Annotated in this window: 16 protein-coding genes; 15 read left to right on the top strand and 1 reads right to left on the bottom strand. The window is 64.7% G+C overall.

What is annotated here, in order from left to right:
* The first annotated feature begins 18 nt into the window (after positions 1–18).
* The 15 genes from ACQY8B_RS04455 to ACQY8B_RS04525 all read left to right on the top strand — a co-directional run bounded on the left by ACQY8B_RS04455 (position 19) and on the right by ACQY8B_RS04525 (position 15,827).
* On the top strand, positions 19–4,539 hold the full coding sequence (locus ACQY8B_RS04455; protein WP_422085587.1) for an RHS repeat-associated core domain-containing protein: 4,521 nt from the start codon (positions 19–21) through the stop codon (positions 4,537–4,539).
* Positions 4,536–4,982, top strand: coding sequence for a hypothetical protein (locus tag ACQY8B_RS04460; protein ID WP_422085588.1), 447 nt, complete (start codon positions 4,536–4,538; stop codon positions 4,980–4,982). Before ACQY8B_RS04455 ends, ACQY8B_RS04460 begins: the two co-directional genes overlap by 4 nt.
* Before the next feature lie 103 nt (positions 4,983–5,085).
* On the top strand, positions 5,086–5,499 hold the full coding sequence (locus ACQY8B_RS04465) for a hypothetical protein (protein ID WP_422085589.1): 414 nt from the start codon (positions 5,086–5,088) through the stop codon (positions 5,497–5,499).
* Between the two features lie 86 nt (positions 5,500–5,585).
* Positions 5,586–5,798, top strand: a complete 213-nt coding sequence (locus ACQY8B_RS04470; protein ID WP_422085590.1) for a hypothetical protein — start codon at positions 5,586–5,588, stop codon at positions 5,796–5,798.
* An 82-nt stretch (positions 5,799–5,880) separates the two neighbouring features.
* The gene (locus ACQY8B_RS04475; RefSeq protein WP_422085591.1) at positions 5,881–6,552 is read left to right on the top strand and encodes an SIR2 family NAD-dependent protein deacylase; all 672 of its coding nucleotides are present in this window, start codon (positions 5,881–5,883) and stop codon (positions 6,550–6,552) included.
* A gap of 371 nt (positions 6,553–6,923) precedes the next feature.
* Positions 6,924–7,406: an Hcp family type VI secretion system effector gene (locus ACQY8B_RS04480; RefSeq protein WP_422085592.1), complete on the top strand. Its 483-nt coding sequence runs from the start codon at positions 6,924–6,926 to the stop codon at positions 7,404–7,406.
* A 161-nt stretch (positions 7,407–7,567) separates the two neighbouring features.
* Positions 7,568–9,775 (top strand): type VI secretion system Vgr family protein, encoded by a 2,208-nt coding sequence (locus ACQY8B_RS04485; protein ID WP_422085593.1) that lies wholly within the window; start codon positions 7,568–7,570, stop codon positions 9,773–9,775.
* A gap of 10 nt (positions 9,776–9,785) precedes the next feature.
* On the top strand, positions 9,786–11,129 hold the full coding sequence (locus ACQY8B_RS04490; protein WP_422085594.1) for a DUF2169 family type VI secretion system accessory protein: 1,344 nt from the start codon (positions 9,786–9,788) through the stop codon (positions 11,127–11,129).
* Complete coding sequence (locus ACQY8B_RS04495; RefSeq protein ID WP_422085595.1) at positions 11,126–11,482, top strand: DUF4150 domain-containing protein; 357 nt, start codon at positions 11,126–11,128, stop codon at positions 11,480–11,482. The genes ACQY8B_RS04490 and ACQY8B_RS04495 overlap by 4 nt, the downstream gene beginning before the upstream one ends.
* A 7-nt stretch (positions 11,483–11,489) precedes the next feature.
* Positions 11,490–12,779 carry a hypothetical protein gene (locus ACQY8B_RS04500; RefSeq protein WP_422085596.1) on the top strand — a complete coding sequence of 430 codons (1,290 nt, stop codon included), beginning with the start codon at positions 11,490–11,492 and terminating at the stop codon, positions 12,777–12,779.
* Positions 12,776–13,261, top strand: a complete 486-nt coding sequence (locus tag ACQY8B_RS04505) for a hypothetical protein (protein WP_422085597.1) — start codon at positions 12,776–12,778, stop codon at positions 13,259–13,261. The genes ACQY8B_RS04500 and ACQY8B_RS04505 overlap by 4 nt, the downstream gene beginning before the upstream one ends.
* Before the next feature lie 6 nt (positions 13,262–13,267).
* Positions 13,268–14,266 (top strand): hypothetical protein, encoded by a 999-nt coding sequence (locus tag ACQY8B_RS04510; protein ID WP_422085598.1) that lies wholly within the window; start codon positions 13,268–13,270, stop codon positions 14,264–14,266.
* 135 nt (positions 14,267–14,401) lie between these two features.
* Positions 14,402–14,893, top strand: coding sequence for a hypothetical protein (locus ACQY8B_RS04515; protein WP_422085599.1), 492 nt, complete (start codon positions 14,402–14,404; stop codon positions 14,891–14,893).
* An 89-nt stretch (positions 14,894–14,982) separates the two neighbouring features.
* Positions 14,983–15,321, top strand: coding sequence for a hypothetical protein (locus ACQY8B_RS04520; protein WP_422085600.1), 339 nt, complete (start codon positions 14,983–14,985; stop codon positions 15,319–15,321).
* 233 nt (positions 15,322–15,554) lie between these two features.
* Positions 15,555–15,827 carry a hypothetical protein gene (locus tag ACQY8B_RS04525; RefSeq protein ID WP_422085601.1) on the top strand — a complete coding sequence of 91 codons (273 nt, stop codon included), beginning with the start codon at positions 15,555–15,557 and terminating at the stop codon, positions 15,825–15,827.
* 43 nt (positions 15,828–15,870) lie between these two features.
* Here ACQY8B_RS04525 and ACQY8B_RS04530 read toward each other — a convergent pair whose 3' ends face one another.
* Positions 15,871–16,071, bottom strand: a complete 201-nt coding sequence (locus ACQY8B_RS04530; protein ID WP_422085602.1) for a DNA/RNA helicase domain-containing protein — start codon at positions 16,069–16,071, stop codon at positions 15,871–15,873.
* Positions 16,072–16,259 lie beyond the last annotated feature (188 nt).

A 16,259-nucleotide genomic window follows, 5' to 3' on the forward strand; every position in this document is an offset into this window, starting at 1 on the left:
TGATGGCCACGACGACCCATGGCCGGTAAACCCGCCGCCCGGCTGCACGACCCCATTGCCCACACCAACGCGCACGCGCGGTTCTGGGCCAAGTTCGCGGGTGGGCTGATCGGCGGCATTGCCGTGGGCTTCGCGGCGGGCGTTGCCGCTGCCGCTGTGGTCGGTACCGGGGGGCTCGCAGGGCCGCTGGTGGCTGGCGCGGTGGTGGTGGGCGCACGCATGGCCGGCGGCTACTTCGGCGCGAGCCTGGGTGAGTCGATCGCCGATGCGCTGGTGCCCGAGACCCTTACCGTGACCGGCATGATCACCAGCGGCTCGTCGGACGTCTTCATAGACAGCAAGGCCATAGGCGCCGCGCGCGCGTCGCCCGAGATGCCGATGGACACCGTGAGCTGCAAGAAAGACTCGCCGCAGATCCTTCTTGCCGAAGGCGCGGAGACCGTGTTCGTCAACATGGGTGTCGCCTCCCGCAAGGATGACCACACCGAGTGCGGCGCCAAGGTGAGCGAAGGCTCGCCCACAGTCTTCATCGGTGGGCCGACCGCACGCGTGCGCGACGTGGCCGACGAGGTGCCGCTCATCTCGAAGGTGCTGGTGACCGTGTTCAACCTGGTCATGATCTACCGCGGCCTGCGCTGCCTGCCCAAGCTCGCGCGCCAGGGCAAGAACGCGCTGCCTTGCCTGATCGAAGGCGCGGTGGGGCTGGGCATGGGCATCCACGGCATGGCCAGCTCCTTCGGCAACCCGGTGCATGCGGCCACGGGCGGCAAGTTCCTGGGCGGAGAGAGCGAACTCGACTTCAGCCTGCCCGGCCCGCTGCCCATTGCATGGCAGCGCTTCTATAGCAGCCACGACCTTCGCCGCGACGGCGCACTGGGGCAGGGTTGGAGCCTGCCCTATGCGATGGAGCTGCGGCTGGGCAGTGACGACGCGGGTCAGCCCATCGTCACGCTCATCGACGAGCAGGGCCGGCCAATGACGCTGCCCGGCATCGAGCCCGGCACCCGCCAGTACAGCCTGCGCGACGGCCTGGACCTGTGCCGTACCGAAGGCGGCCACTACTTCATTCACGTGCCGGGCGGGCTGTTCTTCATGTTCGAGCCGCCGGCCGAAAGCGGGCCGCGCGCGCAGACGCTGAAGCTCGTGCGGCTGGAAGACCGCAACGGCAACTTCATCGACCTGCGCCACGACGCGCTGGGCCGGCTGACAGAGCTGACCGACAGCACCGGACGCCTGCTGGCGCTCGACTACGCGGGCGAGAGCCCCCGGCTGGGCGCGGTGCGCCTGGCCGCGGGCGCGTCCGGCGAGCTGCCGGGCGTGCTGGTGGCATACAGGCACGACGCCGAAGGCCGCCTGCTCGACGTCACCGACCGCAACGGCGCGGTGGTGCGCCGCTTCGGCTACGACGCCCAGGGCCTCATGAGCTTCCACGCCGACGCGGCGGGGCTGGAGTGCCACTACGAATGGCGCGGCTCGGCCGGCGACGCGCACGTGGCCCGCCACTGGACCAACGACGGCGAGAGCTACACCGTGCGCCGCATACCGCTACCCGCGGACGATGTACTGGCGTTGGGCGAGACACTGGTCGTCGACCAGCTCGGCCGCGAGTTCGCCTGGCACTGGAATGCCGACCACCAGATCACCGACTACATCGACGCGGCAGGCCGTCAATGGCATGCGGAGTACAACGATCTGCGCCAGCTCGTCGCCATCACCGAGCCCGGCGGCGCCACCACGCGCTGCACCTACGACCCCATGGGCTTCATGAGCAGCCGCACCGATGCGCTGGGCCGCACCCGGAGCACCGGCTGGACCGAATTCGGCGAGCCCTGGCGCGAAACCCTTGCAGACGGCAGCACCTGGACCTATGCCTACAGCGACCAGGGCAACCTGGTGCGCGAGACCGACCCGCTGGGCCACACCACCGAGTACGCGTATGACAGGCGAGGCCTGCCCATCGTCGTCACCGACGCCAAGGGCGGCACCAACCGCATGGCCTGGAACGAGTGCGCACAACTGCTCTGCCTGACCGACTGCTCCGGCAAGACCACGCGCTACGTCTACGACGGCTGGGGCCATCTGCAGAGCGTGACCGATGCCGCGGGCCAGCGCACCCGGTTGACCCACGACGCCATGGGTCGGCTGCTGTCGATGTCGCTGCCCGACCAGAGCCACCAGTCCTTCCGCCGGGACGCGGCCGGCCGCATCGTGGCCGCCACCGATGCGCTGAGCCGCAGCACGCAATTCGCATTCGGCCTGCGCGGCCAGCCGCTGACGCGGCAGGACGCCGAGGGGCGTCGCATCGCATGGCACTACGACAGCGCCCAGCGCCTGCAGTCGCTGGTCAACGAGAACGGCCTGCACTTCGAGTTCCTGCGCGACGCCGCCGACCGCGTGGTGGAAGAGCGCCGCGTGGGCGGCACTCGCGTGCAGGTGGAATACGACGCCGACGGCTGGCCGGTGCGCATCACCCATCTACCGGGCATCGGCGACGAAGACCTCGCGCTGCACGACGGCCCCGGGCCACGGCCCGCCGCGAGCCGGCCCCTGCGCACCGAACTGCTGCGCGACGCCGTGGGCCGCCTCGTCGGAAAGCGCACCGGGAGCCACCACTACCGCTACAGCTACGACCAGCTGGACCGGCTGACCGAGGCGGTCAAGCTGGAGGCGCCGCAACCCGGCACCGGCGGCGAAGCGCGCGCGCTGCACCGCACCGTGTTCGCCTACGACAAGCTCGGCCGGCTGATCGAAGAGACCGCCATCGACGAGCTCACCGGCGAAACGCACACCCTGCGCCACACGCACGATGAACTCGGCAACCGCACGCAGACCGTGCTGCCCGCCATCGCGTCGCAGCCCGGCGTGCAGCGCGCGCTGAACTACCTGTACTACGGCTCGGGCCACCTGCACCAGGTCAACCTGTCGCAACAGCACGGCGATGCACCCGAGGTGCACCAACTCATCAGCGACATAGAGCGCGACGACCTGCACCGCGAAGTGGCGCGCAGCCAGGGCGCGCTGCACACCCGCTTCGCGCTCGACCCGCTGGGCCGACGCGCCGCGTCGTGGTGCCGGGCCGGCGGGCTGGACGCGGCCTTCACCACCCAAGACCCGAGCTGGCGCCAGGCCATCGACAGCGCCGACACCCCCGGCGCCCGCGTGCTCGACGGGCTGATGAAGGAATACAGCTACGACCTCGTGGGCGAGCTGCGGCAGAGCCGACATTCGCTGCAAGGCACCACGGCGCACAGATACGACGCCACCGGGCGCATCGAGCAGACCGTGCACAGCGCGGCTGCCGCCAACAGCGAACGCTTCGCCTACGACCCCGCGGGCAACCTGCTCGACGCATCATCGACAGCGCCCGGCTACGTGCGCGACAACCTCGTGCGCGTGTTCGAGGACAAGCGCTACAGCTACGACGGTCATGGCCGGCTGGTGCGCAAGAGGGCGGGCCGGCATACCGAACAGCGCTTCGAGTGGGACGAGGAAAGCCGTCTCTTGGCCGTGCACACCACCCGGCGCCCTGGTACGCCCGAAGCCACCACGCAGCTCACGCGCTTCGACTACGACGCGATGGGGCGGCGCGTGGCGAAGCACGACGCATTCGGCAGCACGCGGTTCGTCTGGGAGGGGATGCGGCTGATCGAGGAGCGCAGGGGCTCGCAGGTGGTGAGCTACGTGTACGAGCCCGAAAGCCACGTACCAGTCGCGCGGCTTGACGCGAGGGCCGAGCCCGCCTCGGCATCGACCGCGGCGCAAGTCTTTCACTTTCACAACGACACCGCCGGCCTGCCGGAAGAACTCAGCAGCAACGAAGGCCAACTGTGCTGGCGCGCGAGCTACAGGACATGGGGCGCGACCGTTGCCGAGCAGTGGGAGGTCACTGCCCTGAATGGCCGCGCTGTTGCATCGACCGGCACGGTGCCCCAGCCCATCGAGCAGAACCTGCGCTTCCAGGGCCAGTACCTGGATCGGGACACGGGGCTGCACTACAACACCTTCCGGTTTTATGACCCGGACATCGGGCGGTTCATCAGCCCTGACCCGATCGGCCTGGAAGGGGGCATCAACCTCCACGACTATGCGGCCAATCCCATTGGCTGGGCAGACCCGTCGGGCTGGTGCCCGAAGACGCTGAAAGACAGGTACATGAACCTTCGGGCAAAGGGCCTGACGCCGATTGAAGCTATTTCCGTCGCGAGGAACGGCAGGTATACGCCGAACTCGCGACAGCATCTGAGTGACTCGCGCCACCATGCCAACTCTGTACCGCAGGCTGGAAAGGGGCGCTTCCGCGTCGGCGAAGGTGGGCAGAAATTTACCGACGAAGTGATCTATGCGCCGGGCACCGTCGTGACGCGCCAGGGGGCACCCAACGTGTCGCGGCTGCGCTTCGAGAACGCCGACCTGGGTCGCGTCACGGGACGTGGTTCGGATAACGTCACGCGCGTAACCGGCGGGCGTGTTGTTCTCGAGCGAGCCGGTGGAGGCCACAATCAGGGGCCAAGAGACGTGGTGACGCAATTTCCTCAATGACACAGACGATTCAGACACTGAAAGAGTTCGCGGCCGCGAGAAATTTTGCGCCGCTGTTCGACGAGCCGACGTCCGAACTGGCTGCTGTCCGCGATGCTTTCAGCGCGGGCAAGGCGCGTGTCACAGTGCATGTCCCCGAGAACGACCGGTACTCGCACCTGATCGATTGCGACTTCAGCGAGGGCATGCAGGCGCGGTTCTTCATCCGGTTCGATCTACGGGTTTTCGTGGTCTTGCCCTATGTGCAGACGGGCCGGATGAAGCAACTCGCAGTCGACCATGCGGTGCTGGGAAAGCTCAGCGCGCCCTTCGTGAATATGCTGAAAGAACGCCAGTTCGACCAGATTTCCTATGACGACGCCGAGCAGCACCTCTCGGAAAAAATGTTTGACACAGGATTCTCGGACGACACCGTGCTGGCCTACTTTTTCGAGAGCCTCTAGTTGGACCTGGCCTGCGCGGCACTGGTGAAGAACATGTCTCGACAGCTACTTCGCCGACCCGTTGCGTATGCAGATACTCAGATGCAAGAAGAGAAGTCGTTCCATGCACATCGAACGGGCTCGACGTCGAATGTTGAAGCAAACCATCGCCGGACAGCTCGACCTTCTGCGCTACCTTGAGCGAGCCGCCGTGCATCTGGCCGTTGGCATGAGCATTCCGGAAGAGGCCGCCTGCGAGCAAGAGGCCGACGAGCAATGGCGCACGGGGTCAGGGACCGTCTATAACTTCGACTTCGACGGCTGGAGCCTCAACCTCCATTTCGACCCCGAAAAGAACTTCTCGCACGACACCATCGACTTCTTCGGCCATTGCGATCTACCCGGTTTCTCGGACATTGCCGGGCCTTTGCAAGCCGCCAGCGCCTTCGAAGGCGCAACACACTTCGACCTGGGCGACGAGCAGGTGCTGACGAAGATTGCCGGTGCTCTGCTCCCGCACGGTGCGCTCGCGGACTGAGGCCGGAGAAGAGCCCCCTGAAGAACACGCAGCTGTCGACGCTTCCACCGTTCATCCTGGATGCGATAGCACAGCCCGGCGGCTGCGTGCATGACCACGCCCGGTTGGTCGCCGGCCTGGGCGCTGCGCTGCCCGAAGCGGCGAGGGCTTCGATAGACAAGGGCCGGGCCGTGCTTGCGGCGAAGGGTTTGCAGGAAGTGGCGCACGCGTATTTCTTTCTACCTGCACCGGGCTGCACAACGCAGCTCGACGGAGTGCCGGCGAACGTGCTCGAGAGCCTGTTCGCCGAGATCGTTTGAGCGGCCCCTGCACTTGCCATGACGCCGACCATCCGGAAACTCCAAGCCTTCGCCGCCGCAAGAGACTTCGAGCCGCTGCCCGATGCGCCCGCTCTGGCGCGGTAGCAAAGCGGCGTTCCGCGACGCCAGGGGCCTGTGGAACAGCTACTCGTGGCAGGAACTCGCAAGCCCCGAAGGCTGGCGGAAGCACCCGGAAGCGGTGCTGGCTTTCTACAACGAGCGGCGGGTTAAGGCATGGCAGGCGCAGCCGAACGCTGCGCACATTGCCATCGCGTCGCTCGAGTCGGCCTACGAGGTCGTGATCGTCACGCAGAACGTCGATGCGCTGCATGAGCGCGCCGGTTCGCGCCACGTAGTGCATCTGCATGGACAGCTCGCCTATGCACGGGGTACGTCGGAGCCCGAGCCGAAGCGCTATCGCATCGATGGCAACCCGGTCGCCATGGGACAGCTCTGCGAAGACGGCACCCAGGTGCGGCCTGACATCGTGTGGTTCGGCGAGGCGGTGCAGCACTTCGAAGAAGCCGAAGAGCATGTGGCCACTGCGGCGCGCGTGCCGGTGGTGGGCACGTCGCTCACGGTCTATCCGGCCGCATCGCTTGTGCGGTACGCAGACCGCAGCGCGCAGAAGGTTCTTGTCGCGCTCGACATGGAAGAGGTGCCGCACGGCTTCACTTTCCTGCAGGGCAGGGCGGCGGAGCTTGTGCCTGTGCTGGCCGCGAAGTGGTTGAGCGACGCTCAGACGGTTTCGTAGTTGCGTTCGACGCCCGCAAATCGCAGGGCCCGCCATCGTATTGATGGCGGGCCCTTTTGCATTCGGCAAGGAATCAGCTCGATGAATTGTTTGGTTTTCAGAGGCGACGCATTGGCTAATTTTGATTAACTGCTTTGGTCTTCATATTTCGAATTCCCGAAAAATTAAATGTGGGAAATGACTCGAAGAGGAAAGGAAGTCGTCTGAATTCAATCGATTTGTCACAGTCAGATCCGAACATCGCATTCACTCAGCCCCGGAGGCGCACGACACGCGTGTTGCCACAGCCGGATCTCAATATTGCCCGCCGCAACGGCGGCAAATTCTCAAGGCACCCGGAGGGGGCGCCGCAACCTAGGGAACGATCAATCATGGCAGTAGACATGTTCATGCGCGTCGAAGGCGCGAACGGCGAATCGAAGGACTCGAATCACAAGGAATGGACCGACATCAAGTCCTTCGCGTGGGGCGCGACGCAACCCGGCAACATGGTCAGCGGTGGCGGCGGTGGCGTCGGCAAGGCGAGCTTCAATGACCTGCAAGTCTTGGCACGCATCGACAAGGCGGCTCCGTCTGTCATGAAGAACTGCGCGAGCGGCAAGCATCTGAGCAAGGTGGAAGTGTCGGTGTGCAAGGCCGGCGGCTCGCAGATCGAATACACGCGCGTCACGCTCGAGGAAGTGCTGGTCACTTCGGTGCAGTACACGGCGGAGCAGGGCTCCGAAGCCGTGTTCGTGCAGTACGCCTTCCAGGCCGCGAAGGTGAAGCAGCAGTACTGGGAACAGACCGACAAGGGCGGCAAGGGCGCCGAGACGGTGCTGGGCTGGAACATCAAGGAAAACAAGGAAGCCTGATCCCCCTGGTGTGAGACGGACGCGGGCCGCTTGCGTTTCGTCGAGCCGCAAGTGATGGCTTGCTGTATTGCTTTTGGTGCGTTGATCCGATTTCCAGGGAGAGTGTCATGCCAACAGGCGCAGCGCGGGCAATCCGCGTTCTGACCGCTTCTTGTGCCGCCATGCCCATGCTGGGCGGGCAACCTGCACTGGAGCCGGTGGTGATAGAGGGCGACGAAGGCCTGAGCAGCCTGTTTCGCTACACCGTCACGTTCAGCACGCCCGAGCAGGCGGGCTACAACGAGCGACAGGCCGCCAACGTGAACATAAAGCAACTCGTGGGCGAAACGCTCACGGTGCACGTCGTGCTCGACGGCCGTCCCGGCGCCGGCGAAGGCAAGCGCCATATATCGGGCCTGGTGACGCGCGTGCGCTTCCTGCGCCTGGAGAACCGCCGCGCGCTGTACGAGGCGGTGATGGAGCCCTGGCTCGCGCTGGCCACGCGCACGAGCGACTACCGCATCTTCCAGAACAAGACCGTGCTCGACATCCTCGGCGAGGTGCTGTCCGACTACGACTTCGCCCATGAAGTGAAGGCCACCCGCAGCTATCCGGCGCGCGAGTTCCAGGTGCAGTACGGCGAGAGCGACTTCGACTTCGTCGCACGCCTGATGCACGAGTGGGGGCTGTACTACTACTTCGAGCACGCCGAAGACAGCCACAAGCTGGTGATCGTCGACGACATGTCCGCGCACCAGCCGTATGCCAATGCGGGCTACCAGAAGGTCCCTTTCTACGGCGCAGACGACACCGTGCGCGAAGAACACTGCGACCGCTTCAACGCCTGCGAGACGTTGCAAAGCGGCCGCTGGGTCACGGACGACTTCGATTTCAAGCGGCCGAAAGCGCGGCTGCAGCAGGTCAGCGCCATGCCGCGCAAGACCGCGCAAAGCAGCCAGGAGCGCTACGGCTGGCCGGGCGACTACGTGGTCGAGTCCGAAGGCGAGCAACTGGCGCGCACCCGAATGGAAGAAACCGGCAGCCAGGGCGAACGCGCGAACGGCTCGGGCAACCTGCGTGCTGTTGTGCCAGGCTGCCTGATGTCGCTGGAGCGGCATCCGCAGAACGACTCCAACCGCGAATACCTCGTGACCAACGCGCACCTGCGGCTGCAGGACATCGGCGACGCCAGCGCGCAGCAGGAGTTCGAAAGCCGCGTCGACTTCGAGGTGATCCCGACGAGCAAGGTATTCCGCGCACCTGCACCCGATGCGCCGCGCCCGCGCACCACGGGCCCGCAGACCGCCATCGTCACAGGCCCGGCCGGCCGCGAAATCTGGACCGACGAATACGGCCGCGTGAAGCTCAGCTTTCACTGGAACCGATATTGCACCAAGGACGAGAACAGCTCGTGCTGGGTGCGCGTGTCGTCGCCCTGGGCCGGCACCAACTTCGGCGGCATCCAGATTCCGCGTATCGGGCAGGAGGTGATCGTCGACTTCGAGAACGGCGACCCCGACCGGCCCATCGTCACCGGCCGCGTCTACAACGCCGACAACATGCCGCCGTGGGACTTGCCAGCCAACGCCACGCAAAGCGGCCTGCTCACACGAAGCTCCGAGGGCGCTACCGACGCCAATGCCAATGCGCTGCGCTTCGAGGACAAGAAGGGGCAGGAGCAGGTGTGGCTGCACGCCGAGCGCAACCAGGACATCGAGGTCGAGCACGACGAGACGCACTGGGTGGGCAACGACCGCACCAAGACCATCGACCACGACGAGACCGTGCACGTGAAGCACGACCGCACGGAAACGGTGGATCACGACGAAACCATCACGGTGCACAACAACCGCACCGAGACGGTCGACGGCAACGAGACCATCACCATCCACAAGAACCGTACGGAGACTGTGGACCTCGACGAGACCATCACGGTGCACAAGAACCGCACCGAGACCGTCGACCTCAACGAGACCATCGGCATCGGCATGAACCGCACGGAGAAGGTGGGCCTGAACGAGACCATCAACATCGGCGAGCACCGGACAGTGACCATCGGCGGCGCGAAGATGGAAACCATTGCGCTGGCCAAGGCCGAGACCATCGGGCTGGCCAAGGCGCTGACCATCGGCCTCGGCTACCAGATCACGGTGGGTGCGGCCATGAACACCAGCGTTGCGCTGATGCAGACTGAACAGGTGGGGCAGTCCAAGCGCGTGGACGTGGGCAAGACGCTGACCCTGACTGCGGGCGACCGCATCGAACTGGTGTGCGGCAAGAGCTCGCTGGTCATGACGTCGGATGGCACCGTCACCATCAACGGATCGACCTTCGATTTCTCCGCCAGCGGGCCGGTGCAGATCACCGGCAAGGACATCGACCTCAACTGAGCACACCGCAGTGGAGTTCCGCAATCTCACGCCCTTCGACGCGCTGTGCTTTCGCGCCGCGACACCAGGCGACCGCGAGTACCGGGTCGTCGCGATGAAGGTCGGCTACAGGCTCGTGCGCGGAAAGCGCGGCCAGTGGCAGGCCGAGGTCAATGACGACGAACCCGTGCCGTTGACGCTGGCCGACGAATACTGGGGCGAGGAGGGCGCGTCGAGCCCGCGCGAGGAGAGCGACCTTGCACCCTGCAAGCCGCGCTGCGATGTGATCGTGAATGCCGCCGCCCATGCGCCGGGCGGGGTTCCTGCATCCGAATGGGAAGTGCGCGTGAAGGTGACGGCCGGCCAGCAATGGGCGCGGCCGCCGGAGCCGCCCAGGCCGTTGCATCCGGGCGCACGGCTGACGCCGCAGCAGCAAACCGCGTGGGACGACGAGAAGCGCCGGGCCGAAGCCTTGGCCGCGCCGCACGCGGTGCTCGACAAGCGGCTGGTCGTCAGCGGCCCCTCTCTGCTTTATCTGCGCAACGGGCGTGAATGGGCGCGCACGGCTTGCGAACCCATGCTGAGCCTGCCCATGCGCTGGGAGCACGCCTTCGGTGGACGCAGCCTTTTGCGCCGGCCCGATGCGCCGGACGATGAGCCGCCGGTGTTGAACGAGGTTTGCTTCTCCAACCCACTGGGCCAGGGCTGGATCGACCGTCGCGCCATCGAACAGACGCGCCAGGTAGGGCTGCCCGACATCGAGCGGATGCCCGCGCCCCAGATCGAAGGTGCGCAACAGCGAATGCAGCAGCCGGTGCTGGCGAAGCACGCCGGTGTCGACCTGGATGCGCGGGCCATGGCCGAAGTCGCCAAAGGCTATGGCCGCGAACCGGCCGGTTTTGGCGTAGTGGGCCGCGCCTGGGCGCCCAGGCTGGCACTGGCCGGCACCTACGACGACGAATGGCTCGCACAACGCCACCCATGGCCGCCGGAGGACTTCGACTACGGCTACTGGAATGCAGCGCCCGCCGATCAGCAGATTCCGTATCTGCCGCCAGATGCACGCATCGAACTCTGGAACCTGACCGACCCGGAGTCGACACCGGACGGTCGTCTCTCGGTCACGCTGCCGGGCCATCGCGCACTGGTGCTGCTGCGGCTCGACAACGGTGCGCTGCTGCCCTTGCCCATGGTCACCGACACAGTGCTCGTGGATGCCGAAGCCATGACGCTTTCGCTCGTGCATCGCGTGTGGATTCCGTCGGATGCGCCCGTGCGCGTGATCGAAGCGCGCTTCGAGGTCGACCCGCATGCGCCGCTGGTTCGTTCGGCGCTGCAGCCCGGGCGTGCCGGTGCCCTGGAGCCCACGCCATGAGCGCCAACGTCGCCGCGCGCAAGCAAGGAGGCTGGAAGGTCGTGAGCCTCGCCCCCGATGTCTGCAAGACGCCCATGGGCAGCTCGATTCCACCCGTGCCTTACCCCGTGACGGCTCAGCTGGACAGCACCACGGCCGTGGCCCTGAGCGTGCGCGCCAACGGGCATCCGGTGGTGGTGTACGACATGAGCGTCGTGCCCACCACCATCGGCGATGCGGCGGGCGCCGCCAAGGGTGTCAAGAGCGGCACGGTGCAAGGCAAGTGCTACCCAAAGGATCACAGCGGCACCGTGTGCGCCGAGGGCAAGCTCGTGGTGCGGCATGACGACCTGTTCTGGATGAACGGGAAGTAGGGCGCGGATGACGGTCGAGCTGAACATCAACCCCGCCTTCACCAGGCAGGTCGGTGGTGGCGCCCGCCTGGTGGGCTACAACTACGCAGACTCGGTGTCGCTGCTGTACTTTCCCTCCGACGTCGGGCCGGCGGAGAAGACATGGCACATGTCGCACGAACAGTACGAGGAGCTTCGCCAGGCCAAGCCGACGCTCGAACTGCCCGAGCTCAAGCCCCGCAAGCCCGGGACCAACGCCAACGGCAACACGCTCGGCCCCGTTGTCGGCGAAACCCCGTCCACGCAGGCACCAGCAAAGCAGGCGAATCCAGAGGTGAAGCCCGAGACGCCGAAGGAAGAGAGCTGGTGGAGCAGCTGGGGTAGTTCGATCACGCATACGGTGCTGGACGTCGGCGGCGTCATCCCGGTGGTGGGCATCTTTGCGGACGGCGCCAACGCGGCGATCTATGCGGCCGAGGGCGACTACGTCAATGCTGCAATCTCCGGTGCTTCGGCCGCTGCAAACCTGGTGCCCGGAGGCGGCATCGCAGCCAAGGCGGGCAAGATTGCGATCAAGGGTGCGCTGAAGGGAGGAGAGCGGGTCGGGATCAAGCAGGCCGAGAAACTGCTTGCAGAGCGGATCGTGAAAGAGAAGCTCGAGAAGGAGGCCGCGGAGGCGGCCGCCAAGAAGGCGGAAGAAGCCGCCGCGAAAAAGGCAGCAGAGAAGAAGGCCGGCGCGGAAGCCGAATCGGGCGGCGGCGGCTCGAAGAAAAAAGACACCGAAGTCAAGAACAAGGGCAAGAAGCCGAAGTGCGGCGGGCGCGCGACTTACGGCAAGCAGGTGGGCGACTTCCTGGGCAATGAGATGGAGCGGGATCACATCCCCAATGCGGCTTCGCTCAAGGACATGGCGGAAAAGATGTTGGCCGAGGATGGGATCGAACTCACTCCTGCCCAGCGCGATTCGTTGTTCGGAAAAGTCGGAAAGAGCGGGCAACGCGAAGGCGGAAAGATCTACACCCACGCACAGACCATCGCCGTGCCCAAGGAGATCCACAGGGCGAGCCCCACCACCGGAAATCACGACAACTACAAGGACTCCAAGGACCTTGCCGGGGCAGCCCGGCGCGACACCAAAAATCACAGGGACGCCGTCGCGAAAAGTGACAATCACAAGGACTGCGCAAAAGCCCTGGAGGAGGCGTCGAAGGTCATCGACAAGATCTCGAACGACCAGTACAGGAAGTTCCTGGACAAGTTGATCGACGACGCACTCAAGGGCAAGCGAACCACGAATCCATGGAAAGGAATCCTATGAAAGTGCCCAGCCAGTACCCCGATGCCCAGGACTTCGTCTCTGCGATCACGAAGCCATTCGACAGCGATCCGGGAAGCAAAGTCGTGGCGCCATTCGGCATCGTTTGGTCGGACGCCATCAAGCTCGACAGTGGCCTGGAGATCTACAACATCAGCGCGACGGCTCTTGGACTGAGCTTCACTTTCAAGGATGCCGGGCTGGTGTTCGAGAAGGAGTATCACGACGTCGGTGAGGGGCCATTCCTGATGACGAACTGCGGCTTCTGGGGCTACGAGGATGAGTACGAGAGCTACAAGGGGCCATTGTGGAAGGACCTGCGGTTCTCCGATACGGTGGCCGATGCACTCGCAAAGCTGGGAGCGCCGACCCGCGTCGGTCGCCTCGACATCCACTTCTGGGAACTGCCCGACTTCAGATTGACGATCCAGTGGAAGAGCCCGGGCAAGATCCGAGTGATTTCCTACTGGATGAAGCAGGACTGACCCGCAGTGAGCCTGTTCAGCTTTCTCTCGCTGCTGGGAGCGGACTCCACCGACGCGCAACTCGTCGCGCTGCTCGATGAGCTCGGCGTGCGTCGGCGCCCGGAGAAACCGTCTCCTTTCAAGAGCCCTTACGAGGTGCTCTTCCGCTTGAGCAAGCACGGCCTTTGCCTGTCCTTCCAGGACCTGGCCTACGTGGAAAACCGGCCCCCACGCCAATGGGGCAACAGTTCGCTGCAGTTGCGCGCAGTGACCGCCACCGCCGGGGTCGAGGGCCAGTACCTGCCCTACACAGGCGAGATGCCCTACGGAATCTCCTGGAGCGATACGCGCCGGCAAGTCCGCGAGCGCATGGTGCAGCACGAAGAAAAGTTGCACGGCTACCTGCGCGACTGCTGGTGGCTGGGCGAGCGCTACATGAACGTGACATACCAGCCCGGCGACATCACCCAACCCGAGCAGCCGGGCGTCTTCGACCTGTCCTTCGGCCTGTTCTACCCGCCGAGCGAGCTCGGGCAGCCGGCGAAGTACCCGGACTTCCAGACGCTGGTCTCGCTCTTCGGCAAGTCCATGAACTCGCCGGAGTTCCTGCAGGCATTCGAGTCCTTCGACGTCGAGAACTGGCGGGCTGAAAGCGAAGACGGGCACCTCGACCGCCGGCGGGCGTTCGGGTTCGAGCTGTATTTCGACCCTGTGAAGCCAGCCGATGACGGCACGCCATCTTTCGCCGGCGCCAATCTGACCAGAGGCCGGCTCGGTCCTTCACGCAAGTGGAAGGGCACGCTGCCTTTTGAACTCGACTTCGACGACACACCGCCGGTGCTGCGGCAGAAGATACCGGCACCGCCTCTCGTGTGGGACGACTCGATGGTCGTCTGGGGCTTCGCGAAATGGGCCTTCCCGCAGATGGATGTGCGAGTGAACTACGACACGGTGCAGAACTGCGTCGAGTGCATTGCGCTGTTGGCACCGGGCTATCTGCGGCGCGACGAAAGTGCGCGAGGTTGACGGGCGGTCTTCGGCTTTTCGTTCTTGCTCCGCGTCGAAGACCCGGATGCGGTCTCTCGTGCTTGTGAGGGCCAATTCGGGGTGTGACCCATTGGCCGCATAGACTTGAATTGCATCCGATCAAGCGAACAACCCATGCAGAAAAATCCCTACAGTCCTCCGCAGAGCAACGTTCTCGCAACGCCTGAATTGCCGCGCGGTCCGCGACCCATCTCTGCGTGGCTTCTGTTGATCCTCCTGGCATTCACGGAGCTCGCGCTCGCTGCCGGACTCGTGCGGGAAGCCTTCCTGCTTGCGCCATATTTCAGGCAGATACCCAATCAGTGGAGCATCTTGCCGAGTGTGGGCTTGCGCCTCGCGATTGCTGGAGTGATCCTGGTCGTCCTGGTGGGCATCTTCAAGCGAAAGCACTGGGGGCGCTGGTTGGGCCTGCTGGCGTTGGCGCTTCTTGCCGCTACAAGCATCTTTGGGACCGACACAACCGACTATGAGAACCAGGCACAGCGTGCAGGCGGCATGCTTGCCCAGTTCGTTCTTACGCCACTGCTGATTGCGTGGTGGGTCTATGCATTCGGGTTCTCGGCCAAGGCCAAGCGATATTTCGGGCTGCCAGACAGGGTGGCCTGACCCGTTCTTGGCAAGTGCCTTCAGCGTCTGTAGCACGTGGCGCACGCTGGCTTCGTTGGCCGCACCGCGCAGTCGGAGCATGTAGGACCATGACCACGATGACCCCCGGAAAGCTGTTGAAACATTGGGCAACGCGGCCGACCGTGATGCCGATGCAGGAAGAGCTGAGCCTGATCCGCGATATACGCGCGCTGAACACTGCCGACATCGCGGAGGATCTGGCGTCGTTCGTCTCGCTCATCGAGCTCGTCCAGCGATCGCATGCGAGCAACGGAATTTTCGAGATGACCGAGGCCGACGAAGTGCACACCGTCGGTTTTTTCCAGTGGCTCAACAGCCTGGAAGAGACGCTTGGCGTGCCGTTGGCAACGCACGCCGACGGCCTGGACCTGACCTGCGCCGAACTGGCGAAGCGGATGCCGCGATAGCGGCGAGTTCCGGGTGCGGGCAAATTGCGCGGATACACATTGTTCGTGCGCCACGGTGTGCCCAATGCGGCACTTCCCTTCGTACATTTGTCGGTTGCCGCGCCTCACGGCGGGACATCGATGCACACCGCGCGATGTCGATGTGAGGCACAAAAGGCGACGGCCAAGGTGCGCTAACACCATGGCCGTCTGACCAATCAACGTGCACTGACTTTGGAAAGCGAGCACATCAAATGGCTGATCAAATTATCGCCGGGCAAAACACGCCCTCAACCCACCACACCGCCATCGAGCCCGACGCGCTGGACATTCTTGAGAACAAGTTGTCCCAAATGCAATCTCTGCTGAGCTGCTGCTACGGCGACCGGAGTGGCTGGTTCGAGGGCATAGGGGAGCGGCACCGGGACAACATCATGTGGATCGCGTCCGATCTGGCGGACGACATTGCACGGCTTGCCCAAGAGCTTTTGAAGAGGCTCAACGCGATGGATCAGCCACGAGCCTGAGGCCGGCTGCCGGCGAGCGTTGCCGCCCGCCGCTGATGATCTTTCATGGCTTGACGACCGCGGCGAGCGCACCGGGTGACAGCCGGTCGCGAAAGTAGCTCGCGGTCTCTTCGTCGCTGCAGTAGACATAACACCCTTTCATGCCGCGCGTCATCAGCGTGCGGTAGGTTTTTTTGATGAGGAGGTCTGCTTCTGCAGCGGCGCTTTTTAGGTCGGCTTTGGCGCGGGTCTTGTAGCCGCGCAAGGTCTTATCGAAGCGGCCTCGTGCTCCTAGCACCGTTTTGACGCGCCCGTCTTTCGCGATAAGGTCCGATTCGGCCGGGACTTCGCTTGCGATCTGTCTCCACCCAGCCCACGGATTTCAGCCTCTAGTACACAGAAGACGTACCTTGATCTCTAGAATGCCGGGTCCAGCCCGCAGCGTGCAGATCA

It is taken from the genome of Variovorax sp., assembly GCF_965279555.1.
Classification (GTDB): Bacteria; Pseudomonadota; Gammaproteobacteria; order Burkholderiales; family Burkholderiaceae_C; genus Variovorax.